The sequence below is a fragment of the Virgibacillus sp. FSP13 genome, assembly GCF_054048505.1.
On sequence record NZ_JBSVKG010000003.1, the window covers coordinates 20,077 to 32,761 of the forward strand.

The following is a 12,685-nucleotide window of genomic DNA, read 5'->3' on the forward strand; positions in this document are numbered from 1 at the left end:
GATCGTAACTGGGACAAGAATGGGACAAGGGAATGGGACAAGGGGACAGGTCCCTTGTCCCAGCACGATATGCTTGCGCCCCATGGCTTCTCGAGTGGGACAACAAACCTGTCCCCATGTCCCGCTATACGTTAAATTGGTCGACTAGTTCTTGTAGTTCTTCGGCCATTTGTGATAGGGATGTGGCGGAGCTTGTGATTTCTTCCATGGAGGCCAATTGTTCTTGTGTTGATGCGGAAACGTTTTGGGCTCCATTTGATGTTGTTTCTGCTACGGCTGTTACTTCATCAAATGTGGTGACAAAGTGTTCTGCTCCGGATGAGATTTCTTGAATTTTCGATGTAACTTGCTGAATTTGTTCTGTTACGGTATTAACAAAACTTGTAATATTTGTAAATGATTGTCCCGCATGACTAACGACTTCAATTCCTTTATCTACTTCTGCGGTTCCAGTTTTCATAGATTTCACTGCATCGTTTGTCACATCCTGAATGGCAACGATCATCTGTTTAATTTGCTCAGATGATTGGGATGACTGCTCTGCAAGCTTTCGAACTTCGTCGGCAACAACCGCAAAACCTTTGCCATGTTCTCCGGCTCTTGCTGCCTCGATAGCTGCATTCAGTGCAAGTAAATTTGTTTGCTCAGCAATATCTGTAATAACATCGACAATCTTACTAATCTCTTGTGAATGTTTTCCTAGCCCCTCAATATTAGCTGATAAATCATGGACGGTTTGCTTAATGAATTCCATTTGTTCAACAGTTGTTTTGATTGCCTGATTACCGGATTCCACAACCGATGTTGCGTTAACCGCTGTGGTCGAAACCTCATTGGAACTAGTGGCAATTTGTTGAATCGAATTTGACATACCATTTGCCATTTCGGAACTTTTTTCAATGTTTGCCGACTGGCTTTCCACTCCAGATGCCACTTCTTGGATCGATGATGAAATTTGTTCCGTTGCAAGTGTATTTTGTTCCGTACTTGCATTTAACTGTTCGGATGATGCTGCTAGATTACTAGCTTTTTCCCGAACTTGTAAAATGACGTCACGAAGGTGAGTTCTCATTTGATTAAACGCTTGTGCTAATTTACCTAATTCGTCATTTCGATGCAGATCAACTTCAACCGTTAAATCACCTTTGCGCATTTTATCCGTTGCGCCTACTAGCTGATTGATCGGTCTTCCAATCGAACGGACCATGAAAAAGATAATAACTCCACTTAAAATAAGTGAAATAATAATGACGATTAATGTTATATTTAGGATTGGCTTGACTGCTTGATCTACTTCGTCTTGATACATGGTCCCGGCAATTTTCCAGCCTGTCATATTATTTGTAGTAAAGGCCATTTTCTTTTGATCGCCATCTAACGTGTAATTAAATTTCCCGGATTCGGATTTATAAATGTCTTTGATGAAAGACTGTGTTGCTTCTGAACCCGCTTCATTAACAGGATGGCTAATGTAATGGCTTGTTTTATCTAATAAAAATAAATAACCATCATTTCCGATCGCAATGTTATTAATCATATCCGATAAACTTCCAAGCTTCAGGTTGACAGCGACAACACCTTTACCGTCCACAGTTGCTTTTGCCAGTGTTACGACTGCTTGCTTTGAAGACTTTGATACATATGGATCCGTAATAATGACAGTACCTTCGTTGTCCATCGCTTGTTTGTACCAAGGCCGTTCGCGTGGATCATAGTCTGCTGGATTCTTAAACGACGTCGGTGAATTCATAAACTCCCCAGACTCTGTCCCCACATAAGTTTGTTCCACATCTGCCTTCGAGTCTTGAATGGTATCAAGTATTTTTCTTGTTTGGTCATCACTATTTTTAACAATATCGCCAGGAGTAATCGCGTTTGATAGATATTCAACATTCTCCATTTGGGCATGTACAAACTGGTTGACTGCTTGACTTACCAAATCAACGTCTTTTTGCGCTTGATCAAGCATCTGCTCATCAACATTATTCTTTGCACTCTTATAGGATGTAAGAGAGATAACAATGCTGGGAATCAGCAAAACAATTAGAAAAGATAAAATCAGCTTACTCTTTAAGCTAAATGAAAATTTGCCAGACTTCTTTTTCTTCAATATATACTCCTCCAGTACTCTTCGCTGTAAATTAAAACACACTATATATATATCGACCAAAGTCACAATTCGTTTAGTAAATATTTCAAGTTTAATAGGAAAAATAGACTAGTGGGACATGGGGACAGGTCCCTTGTCCCGACCTTTGCTAGGGCAAGAAGGGCGGAGGACCGGGTTTCTTGACCAGGTTTTTGCTGGGACAGCAAACCTGTCCCCATGTCCCGCCACCCATGTCCCAATTGTAAAAATGAGGATGACAGTTTAAGATAGTGGTATTATTGTGGATTATTCTAAACTGAATCGGGGGTTGCTTGGATGACAACTACATTTTTTTCTGATAGAAAGGCACCATATATTTGTACGCCACTGACAGGAACTAATAAAAAGGAGATCATGGATGAACTGAAAATCATTATTCCGAAAAAGCCGGATGTCATTGAATGGAGAGCGGATTTCTTGGAGGAAATTAGTAATACTGCATATGTTCTATCGATTGCTGAAGGGATAGCTGCTGTCATTGATGTTCCGCTGCTTTTTACCATTCGTTCGGAAAAAGAGGGTGGACAGAAAATATCCTTGTCCGAGAAAGAAAAGGTTCAGTTGTTGAGCCAAATGTGTGAAAACCAAGCGATTGATGTGATTGACTTTGAAGTATCCAACAGACCTGAACATATTCACGAGCTGAGAAAGCGATCAAAAGAAAATAAGAAGCAATTAATCTTGTCCTATCATAATTTTACTTTCACACCAGCCAATTCGGAAATGATGAAGCGGGTTTTTATGGCTGAATTTTTTGGTGCAGACATAGCAAAAATAGCCGTGATGCCAAAAGACAAAGAAGATGTATTACAGTTATTGGAACTGACCAAACAAGCTGACGAGGCACTAACGATACCAATTATAAGTATGTCCATGGGGAAAATCGGCAGTTTGAGCAGAATAATCGGCTGGGCATATGGATCCGCTATGACTTTCGGCTTGGGGGTCCAAAGCTCAGCACCGGGGCAAATACCGATTGAAAAATTAAGGGAACTAATCACGTCGACACAGGAAATAGTGGGGGAGTGGGGGTAGTTTGATAGCTGCTTCTGTTCATTTGCTAGGGCGTTGCGGGATTGCTGGATGGATGCTCATTTGATGAACACAACAAGCAACCTAAGCTAATGAACCAAGAACCCAGGTTGCCTGAACTACTTGAAGAAAGTACGATTACGTCATATTTTTCATACCCACAGTTTCTTTCGTCTGCTCTTCTTCCCAGCCTTTACAAACATCGACCCATTCCTTTGCATTTGAAAAGGTAAATAATTCATCTTGGGTTAATTCAATTGCTGAGTTTGTACTTCCGCAGGCTGGGAACAGTGTTTCAAAGCGTTTCATAGAGACATCCAGAAAGACGTCAAGGTCATTTGCCAATCCAAATGGGCAAACGCCACCGACGGCATGTCCAGTCTGTTGTAGTACTTCATCAGGTGAAAGCATGCGCGCCTTGAGGTGGAATGTGTTACGGAATTTTTTATTATCAATTTTGGCATCCCCTGCCGCTACAACCAGGATCGCCTTTTCTCCTTCTCCTCTGAAGGATAGCGTTTTCGCAATTCGCGCTGGAGCGACACCAATCGTATCAGCTGCCTCACTAACCGTGGCACTTGAATTATCAAATTCCATAATGTCCTGATCACGGTTCCACTGTTTAAAATGCTCTTTTACACTTTCAAGTGACATTTTATTCCATCCTTTCTTTTTGAATATTGTGTTGGATTGTATCATGCTTTAATGGGATAAAGCAACGTTTTTGGTTGGAGTAGCTTTTTGATTGCCTCCAATTTTATCCTCACTGGAGTTGCATTCAATACAATGACACGAAATAAAATTAATGAAGGATTTGATAACCTTGCAAAAGGGGAGTCGTCGAGGATTATAATTAGGATGTGACGGCTTTATCAAAATTGAATGTTAGTAAAATGCCCGAATGACGTTGGAAAATCGGGGTGTTTCTTTCGCTCGTATAGTAGATGGTAGACACTCCTGCTGAATGCGTTTAAGTTTTTCATCTATCGTGTTTTTCACCACCGATTCTGTTAAACTGGTTTCCGTCAAATGATATATAATGATGTTATGAAACAGACTAGACCAAACCCGAAGGAGCCATACCTCATGATTCACCAACACCAAAAAAACAAAAATCGGAACCAATATTCATCTGTCAAATTTAATCTGAAAGTAAAAATGATAGCACTGATCAGTTTATTGATTATTGGTATATTTATTGTTTTTTCTGTGTTTCTTCATTCGTTTATTTCCAATACAATCGAAAATCAAATTGGCAAGCGGGCATTGGGGGTAGCGGGGAGTGTTGCCAACATTCCGGAGATAGAAAAGGCATTTCAGTTAGATGACCCTGCTTCCGTGATTCAGAAAATTGTCGCACCAATCCAAAAGGAAACAGGTGCTGAATTTATTGTGGTTGGAAATAGGGAAGGAATTAGGTACTCCCATCCAAGACATGATCATATTGGAAAGAAAATGGTTGGCGGGGACAATGACCGTGCTTTGTTTGAAGGGGAATCCTATGTTTCTAAGAAAATCGGGTCATTAGGATTATCCATCCGCGGGAAGGTGCCGATTTACAATGAAACGGGAGACGTTATCGGGTTGGTATCTGTCGGGTTTCTGAATGATGATGTACAAGGCATTATTAAAGAACAGAGTAAATCGTTATGGCTAACCTTACTTGGTATTGTGCTACTGGGTATTATAGGTGCCATTCTTATTTCCCATTATATTAAAAAATTACTATCTAATATGGAACCGGAGGAAATCTCGCATTTGCTGTTACAGAAGGAAGCAATATTACAGTCTACACACGAAGGAATTATTGCTGTTGATCATAAAGGGCTCATAACGATGATGAATAAAGCGGCACAACGAATTTTGTTTAAATCTGAGCAGCAAGCAAGTGACGTTATTGGAACGCCAATAGAGGAATTATTGCCACACACCGCACTGTTCGATGTGCTGGAAAATGGTGAAAATCATCATGACAGGGAAATGGTGCTTGGAGAAAATGTTGTGTTGGTAAATCGAATGCCTATTTATAATGAAGAGAAAACGATTGGTGCTGTTTCCACGTTTCGCAAAAAAACAGAAATAGAACATGTGACAAAGGAGTTATTGCAAATTAAACAATATGCCAATGCGCAACGTGCCCAAACACATGAATTTTCCAATAAGCTCTATATCATTTTAGGGTTACTTCAGCTGGATCAAAAACAGGAAGCAATTGCGTATATAAAAAAGGTAACAAATATGCAGCAGAAATGGTCACGTTTTCTGCTCGAAAATGTAACAGATCCAATGGTTCATGGACTGTTGCAAGGGAAGTTTAATCAGGCAAATGAGCTTGGGGTGAAGATATCCATCCACCCGGATAGCCAGCTGACCGACCGCATATATGGGACGAAAAGAGAAGCACTAATAACAGGGCTTGGTAATTTGCTTGAAAATGCAATGGAAGCAGTAAAAGACCAGGAGGAAACGAGGCGGCAGGTGTCCATCTTTTTTACAGATATCGGGGAAGATATAGTAGTGGAGGTAGAAGATTCTGGATCAGGTATTTCGGCAGCGGATGCGGCTTTTATTTTTGAACAAGGATTTTCAACGAAGAAGGGCAAGCACCGGGGAACTGGACTAGCATTAACACAGCACGTCCTGCATGCGATTGGCGGAGAAATTACGCTGGAAGAAGGGGATCTGGGCGGAGCATGTTTCGTGATGATCATTCCCAAAAATGGAGGGATTACGAATGGATGAAAAAATTCATGTACTCATTGTAGAGGACGATTTTCGGATAGCGGGTATTCATCGTCAATTTGTGGAAAAAATGGACGGGTTTGTCGCAGCGAAGGTAGTCAAAACAGGAGCAGAGGCTTTAGCTTATTTACAGCATTGCGATAATCGGCCAAATCTCATTCTTTTGGATATTTATATTCCTGATGTAGAGGGACTTGATCTATTGTGGCAAATCCGCGAGACCTATCATGAAATCGATATAATTGTTGTTTCTGCCGCTAAAGAAACGGAAACGTTGGGGCAGCATTACGCGGGGGCATTTTCGATTATGTAGTGAAGCCAGTTGATGCGAGTCGTTTGAAGCAATCGTTAAAGCGGTATAGAGAGCGGCTTTGTTTTTTAGCATCGAAGGAAGTAATGGAACAGGAAGATATTGATAGCGTTACTAGAATTAATGATGTAGCTCGCTCCAACCCTACATCCAATAGTCATCTGCCAAAAGGAATTGATTCGATTACATTAAATGATATAAGGCAGTTACTAAAATCGAACAGACAGAACGGAATTACTGCTGTTGAACTCGGTAAACAAGTCGGAACCAGTCGCTCTACAGCTAGACGCTACCTGGAATATTTAGTGTCCATTAAGGAGGCTAGGCCAACACTTAAATACGGGAATGTCGGTAGACCCGAGCGCCAATATGTACTACGTGAATTTTATGAACAAAATAAGCAGTATGACGAATAAGCAAATTATGACGAGAAGGTTTATCCCACTTTTTATTCATGCTAAATTTAAGAAGTCTAAAAATTATTGAAGTTATTTTTTCAATAAAAAAATGCGAGCGTTTTCATTGAAGCGTGGAATATGTACATTCATCAGGAAAGGCTATCTTTAGTATGAAAGAAAGGGGAAAAACGATGTTAAGTTTGAGTTTGATAGGATTCGCAACGATATTAATTATTGTATTACTGCTTATAAGCGGAAGAATAACACCTATTATCGCGCTGGTTTTAGTACCTATAGTCGCTGCAATTGTCGCGGGATTTGGTATGGGAGATATTGGTGAATTTTTTAATGAAGGTATTGCATCTGTTATAAACGTTGTCATTATGTTTATTTTTGCGATTCTATTCTTTGGTATTATGCAAGATGTAGGACTTTTCGATCCATTAATTAATAAAATGATTGCCATTTCACGGGGAAATGTGATTACTATAAGTATTGGAACCGTCATTATTGCAGCAATTGCTCAATTGGACGGATCAGGTGCATCCACATTTTTAATTACGATTCCAGCATTGCTTCCTTTGTATAAGCGGCTGAAAATGAATCCATATTTGCTGCTTTTGCTGATTGCCGGAAGTGCTAGTATCATGAACATGTTACCATGGGCAGGACCGCTGGGAAGAACTGCTTCTGTTTTGGAAATGGATGTTACGGAATTGTGGAGACCACTTATTCCAATTCAGATTATCGGAATGGTGCTAATGATTATATTGGCCGGATTTCTCGGTTTTATGGAAAAACGTAGAATCACGAAACGTTATGGACATGAAGAAACAGCTGCAGTACTCGACGTCGACGTTTCATGTGATCAAATAGCGGAAGAGAACAAGGAAGTTTCAACAAAGGATAATACACTTGTCCGTCCAAAATTGTTTTGGGTAAACGTTATATTGGCAATTGGTGTTATCGCGATCTTAGTCTGGGGAATCATTCCAGCAGGTTTTGCCTTTATGATCGGTGTCTGTATTGCGTTACCGATTAATTATCCAAAAATGAAAGATCAGACTGAAAGAATTCGTGCACATGCACCAAATGCTTTGACAATGGCGACAATTATTCTTGCTGCAGGTTCATTCTTAGGAATATTGACTGGAACGGGGATGCTGGATTCTATTGCAACAGACCTTGTTCAAATATTACCGGCATTCGTTGCCCCATATTTACATCTCATTATCGGATTATTCGGTATACCCTTTGAGTTATTATTGAGTACGGATGCCTATTACTTTGCACTGCTACCAGTAGTCGATCAAATTGCTACAGGCTTTGATATAGCTTCACTATCCACAGCGTATTCGATGATTATTGGAAACATTGTAGGTACATTCATCAGCCCGTTTTCACCGGCGCTTTGGCTTGCACTTGGATTAGCAGGATTGGAAATGGGTCGTCACATCCGCTATTCTTTACTATGGACGTGGGGACTGAGTATTGTGTTGTTAATTATCGCGTTACTTATAGGCGTTATTACAATTTAATGGATGTTACCGTGATCAAGTAGAATATAATTCTCAAGCTATTTTGATTGGTGACTAGAAGCTTGACCATGCTTATTATTTGATATTCTATCTTAAGCTTTTTTACACTTTAAGGATAAAATTTTATAAGATTAAAGTATAAGAAAAACTTCGGCACCCGCTATAGACGTGGCGGATGCCGAGTTTTTCTAAAATGTAGAATGAGAGATTATAAAAGTCTAGTACTTTAAATCTCTCATTTTATATAATAAATTCTGGAACATTATATCTTGTTCTACTATTTCTCGACTCGCCAAAGGAGTTGTTATAAATTGCGAACTCAAAATGTTGTATAATTTTTGTTCAGTATGTCCAAAGAAAAGTGGATATAGAAGAAAATCTTTAATGTTTGCTGTTGTAAGAATACCGTCGTTTAAGTAACTATGCACAAAGATACGTGCATCAGATGCTCTTAGATAATCCATTTTTAATCCCGGAGGAGTTAGTAAACTCCCATAATTTTTCCTAGCATAATTACTAAATTCACGTAAAAGAAATTCTACATCTTGTGGAACTTCTGCAGTTTCGATGTCTAGAGCGGAAATTAATTTGTTAATATTATTGTTTTCCTTGTTATTTAGCGTATAAGATTGTACTTTTAACTCATGAGCCACTTCCGAACTAACTAAAATTTTTGATTTTTGTGCATCAGATTCTAAAATAATCTTATTCCAAAATCGAATCGCAGCTTCTTTATTTCGTCTTCTATCTTTTTCACTATCTGAATTAGTGCTATGAATGACATATGCTTTGTACCTGAAACAATTGGTATCAGGCATATACAACTTTGTGATTTGCTGTGATTTTAGTTCCTCTTGTGGTTCCATCATTTTCTCCTAATCCACATCAGATTCCTCTAACAGTTTTTGTGCAAGTCTGGCAGCTGTTTTGGTTTGTTCAAATTCTTCGGCGCGTTTTGCTATGAATTCGATCCAATTCGGCAAATTAGTAAATTGCTCAGATTCAACATGCCAGGTTCCATTTTGTCCAGAAGCTTGGTAACCCTTGTATTTTCCGTTAGCGCAATGACGGCGAATAATTTGTTGTGATAGACCTGTAAGATTTGATACTTCGCGGACGGTAAGATATTTTGGAACATTGAAATATGCATCGATGGATTGCTTTTCTTTTTTTGTAAGTGTTTTTGAAAGCTCGTTCTTATCTTTTTGAATTTTTTGTTCAAGAATTGCCATCTTTATATACGTTTTTACTTGTTCACTAGTGATGACTTTTTCCTGTTCAGGTTTTAATGGTACTTGTTTGAGTATTAGAGCCAAATTAAACACCATCCTTCTTACCTCCATTTTAACACAAGATCGAAACTTTAGAAACATTAATGTATTATTATCATTGTATTCAATAATTGTTGCTTTAAACCTAAAAAATAAGATGGAGTTGCTAATTTTTCCAAAACATTTGTCTACATGTGTGGGGCAGTGAAAAAGCACGTAAAGTATTCCAATATTTTGCTTCGTGCAAATATCTACATATTAGGATGTAAAGTGGTGAAAATGATCCAAATATGAAGGATTTTCAAATAGTATATCGAATTAATTCTATATGAGGTTGTTCAAAAAGCTACCAAATGATAAGCTATGAATCTCTTCGTTGGCTTGTTTTTCCGCTCCTTGGAAAAGAAAATGACTTTTCCCGCGTGGGATGTGAATTCGGGGAAGCTTGTGCTCAAAACTACACCGCCTCGACCTTCTTGCTTCTAATTTGGCACTTTTTAAACACGTTCTATATGCAACAACGTCATAAAAACTTCTGGAGGCAAAAAAATGCTTAGTCTAGATGCAATTGAAGTTATCCCGTTCCCTGCTATCGTGATTGACGCGGATGAAGGAATTGTTTCTTACAACGATAAAATGGGAGCTTGCTTGAAAAATACAATCAAAAAAGGCTATAACATTAAAAACCTGTTTACACATTGGGGTCGTAATCTTGACTCGAAATTGATTACAGCCATGTATGATGATAAAAGTTTTGTTTTTATGGAGGAGGCCTTTGATTCCGATTCGGCAAGCAGGCTCTTAATTGGTATGGAAACGCAAGCCCTGACGTCGTTAAGAACAGAAAATAACACACTTAAAAATCTGAATCGGGAATTAGATGCCATTATTGAAAATTCTTATGACGGTATTTATATAACCGATCACAACGGAGTAACGTGGAAAACAAACTCAGCCATCGAAAGAATTACCGGGATACCGAAAGAATATTACATCGGAAAAAATGTCAGTGCACTTATTAAAAGAGGAATATTAAATAAATCTGTTACAGAAAAAGTTTTGAAGCACCGGCGAACGGTTTCAGTCGTGCAGAAAAATTACACAGGTAAAGAGACACTGCTAACGGGAACCCCCGTATTTAATGAAGAAGGGGACATTGAAAAAATCGTAACAAATATACGCGATTTGTCCGATTTGAATGAACTGCAGACGGAATTAAGGAAGGTAAATCAACTTAATGACAAATATAAAGAGGAAATCATTCGCTTAAAAAATAATGCCCAACAATTAGAGGGAATCATCACAAAGAGTAGTGAGATGGAAAAAATTTATGACACAGCCAAACGCATAGCCAATATTGATGCGACGGTTTTAATATTAGGTGAAACCGGTGTTGGCAAAGATGTGCTAGCAAACTATATCTATTCAAACAGTACTCGCGCAAAAGAAGGGGATTTGGTCAAAGTTAACTGTGGAGCCATTCCACCTGATTTATTGGAATCTGAATTGTTCGGGTATGAAAGCGGAGCATTTACCGGTGCAAATCAGAAAGGTAAACCGGGCATGTTTGAAATGGCCGATCAAGGGATTCTCTTTCTGGATGAGATTGCAGAACTACCATTAACATTGCAAGTAAAATTACTGCGCGTTTTGCAGGAAGGTGAACTTCAACGAATAGGTAGTACAAAACCGAAGAAAATAGATGTACGCATTATCGCAGCTACCAATCGCAATTTACAGGATATGGTGGAGTCGGGTGACTTCCGGGAAGATTTATTTTACCGATTAAATGTAATTCCATTCGTGATTCCTCCGTTAAGAGAACGGCGCGATGATATTATTCCGTTGATAGAACTGTTTTTAAACCGATTCAATGAGAAATATAACATGAAAAAGCGATTCGATTATGATTTGAAAGACTTCTTTTATGCTTATGATTGGCCGGGGAATATTAGAGAACTTTCCAATCTGATTGAGCGGCTTGTTGTAACGACACCAAATGAAATAATCAGGATGGAAAACCTCCCTCCAGACTATTGCGACACAAATAAGACGATCATTAACTCGATTGTTCCTTTAAAAGAAGCAGTGGAGGCCGCTGAGGAGAAAGTACTTAAGCTTGCGGTAGAGAAATATAACAATACGTATGAAATTGCAGATGCACTAGAAACTAGTCAGCCAACTGTGGTTAGGAAATTGAAAAAATATAAATTAGATACGAAGCTTCACACCTCAAAACAAAGGGGATTTTAAGTATGGTGCTGATCCCCCCTTCTACTTTACTTCCATTCCATTTTGACTAAGACGACATTATCCTTCCAAACAACTCGTCTATCCATGACCTGCGTGGGTAAAATTACGGCCAATATACCATAAAATGTTAAGTTGTATTTAGGTAAAAAGTAATGACAGAAGCAAGATAAATAGATCAAAATACATCTCGAACACACATCGGATGTATCATATAATTATTACAATTGGTTTATTTTTCCTACCTATAAATAGTATTCAGAGGTGATAAAAATGAATACGATATCCAGTCTTAACAGCCAAATAGCTTCCCTCCAGAGTTCCATCAGCAGCATGAATCATCAGCTAAATATTAAAAGAGAAGAGTTAGAGCGCTTAAATAGGGCCCAATCACAATTACTGGATTGCCAAAGTGATTTCAACAGCAATCAGCATCTTTGTTTGAAGCCGGAATTAACCCCAACGACTTGGCACGGAAAATTAGCCGGAGACTTTGACCTTCTTAGAGAAAATGAATTACAGGCAAGTTATATCGTCATTTCAGATGAACAATTACAGGATGCACTTGCAAAATTGGCAGAAAAGATTCAAGAGGTTAAACAGACGATTCTCGATTTGGAGGCGAGCATTGCATCCCAAAATGCTAGCCTCTCTAGTTTGATTAGCCAAAGAAGAAGGGAGTTTGCATAAATGAGCGAGGAAATTAAGGTTGTTCCATACTCAATTGAAGCAGCATTAGCGGATTTGAATGTGGCTGCCCAATCACTAGAAACGACTTTTTCAAAAGAAATTAATGGGGAAAATATACTTGAAATGGTCGACAAAGTGAATGGAATAAAACAAGCGTATGAAGAAATTCTCACGTCTTATCAAACATTACTGACAACTAATGTGGAGGAAACCAGACAAGCGATCGAATCATTCATTGAAAATGAGAAGACCATCGCATCTGCTATTCAATTTATTAAGTAGCAGCTAAGACTAGCTGAGCCGGG

General features: G+C 38.8%; 12 protein-coding genes. 8 read left to right on the forward strand and 4 right to left on the reverse strand.

Features of this window, described 5'->3' with window-relative positions; genetic code table 11:
* Positions 1 to 124: 124 nt before the first annotated feature.
* A complete protein-coding gene (locus ACW2QC_RS03885; RefSeq protein WP_457542668.1) occupies positions 125 to 2,110 on the reverse strand; it encodes a methyl-accepting chemotaxis protein in 1,986 nt (661 codons plus the stop codon).
* 315 nt (positions 2,111 to 2,425) lie between these two features.
* Between ACW2QC_RS03885 and aroD the strand changes: the two genes are divergently transcribed.
* Positions 2,426 to 3,184 (forward strand): type I 3-dehydroquinate dehydratase, encoded by a 759-nt coding sequence (aroD, locus tag ACW2QC_RS03890; RefSeq protein ID WP_457542669.1) that lies wholly within the window; start codon positions 2,426 to 2,428, stop codon positions 3,182 to 3,184.
* Between the two features lie 135 nt (positions 3,185 to 3,319).
* Here the strand turns inward: aroD and ACW2QC_RS03895 are convergent, their stop codons facing one another.
* Positions 3,320 to 3,835: a YbaK/EbsC family protein gene (locus ACW2QC_RS03895; protein WP_457542670.1), complete on the reverse strand. Its 516-nt coding sequence runs from the start codon at positions 3,833 to 3,835 to the stop codon at positions 3,320 to 3,322.
* 432 nt (positions 3,836 to 4,267) lie between these two features.
* On the opposite strand from ACW2QC_RS03895, the gene ACW2QC_RS03900 reads away from it, so the two are divergent.
* The 4 genes from ACW2QC_RS03900 (at position 4,268) to ACW2QC_RS03915 (ending at position 8,169) form a co-directional block, all read left to right on the forward strand.
* Positions 4,268 to 5,923 (forward strand): ATP-binding protein, encoded by a 1,656-nt coding sequence (locus tag ACW2QC_RS03900; RefSeq protein ID WP_457542671.1) that lies wholly within the window; start codon positions 4,268 to 4,270, stop codon positions 5,921 to 5,923.
* Complete coding sequence (locus tag ACW2QC_RS03905; protein ID WP_457542672.1) at positions 5,916 to 6,236, forward strand: response regulator; 321 nt, start codon at positions 5,916 to 5,918, stop codon at positions 6,234 to 6,236. The genes ACW2QC_RS03900 and ACW2QC_RS03905 overlap by 8 nt, the downstream gene beginning before the upstream one ends.
* Positions 6,237 to 6,259: 23 nt before the next feature.
* A complete protein-coding gene (locus ACW2QC_RS03910; protein WP_457542673.1) occupies positions 6,260 to 6,649 on the forward strand; it encodes an HTH domain-containing protein in 390 nt (129 codons plus the stop codon).
* A gap of 173 nt (positions 6,650 to 6,822) precedes the next feature.
* On the forward strand, positions 6,823 to 8,169 hold the full coding sequence (locus ACW2QC_RS03915) for a CitMHS family transporter (protein ID WP_457542674.1): 1,347 nt from the start codon (positions 6,823 to 6,825) through the stop codon (positions 8,167 to 8,169).
* A gap of 218 nt (positions 8,170 to 8,387) precedes the next feature.
* Here the strand turns inward: ACW2QC_RS03915 and ACW2QC_RS03920 are convergent, their stop codons facing one another.
* Positions 8,388 to 9,038, reverse strand: coding sequence for a hypothetical protein (locus tag ACW2QC_RS03920; RefSeq protein WP_457542675.1), 651 nt, complete (start codon positions 9,036 to 9,038; stop codon positions 8,388 to 8,390).
* Positions 9,039 to 9,044: 6 nt separating this feature from the next.
* A complete protein-coding gene (locus tag ACW2QC_RS03925) occupies positions 9,045 to 9,497 on the reverse strand; it encodes a hypothetical protein (RefSeq protein WP_457542676.1) in 453 nt (150 codons plus the stop codon).
* 492 nt (positions 9,498 to 9,989) lie between these two features.
* Here ACW2QC_RS03925 and ACW2QC_RS03930 point away from each other — a divergent pair, with 492 nt between their 5' ends.
* The 3 genes from ACW2QC_RS03930 (at position 9,990) to ACW2QC_RS03940 (ending at position 12,662) form a co-directional block, all read left to right on the forward strand.
* Positions 9,990 to 11,693, forward strand: coding sequence for a sigma-54 interaction domain-containing protein (locus ACW2QC_RS03930; protein WP_457542677.1), 1,704 nt, complete (start codon positions 9,990 to 9,992; stop codon positions 11,691 to 11,693).
* A gap of 270 nt (positions 11,694 to 11,963) precedes the next feature.
* The gene (locus ACW2QC_RS03935) at positions 11,964 to 12,380 is read left to right on the forward strand and encodes a YwqH-like family protein (RefSeq protein WP_457542678.1); all 417 of its coding nucleotides are present in this window, start codon (positions 11,964 to 11,966) and stop codon (positions 12,378 to 12,380) included.
* Positions 12,381 to 12,662, forward strand: a complete 282-nt coding sequence (locus ACW2QC_RS03940; protein WP_457542679.1) for a YwqI/YxiC family protein — start codon at positions 12,381 to 12,383, stop codon at positions 12,660 to 12,662. It abuts the gene before it with no gap.
* Positions 12,663 to 12,685 lie beyond the last annotated feature (23 nt).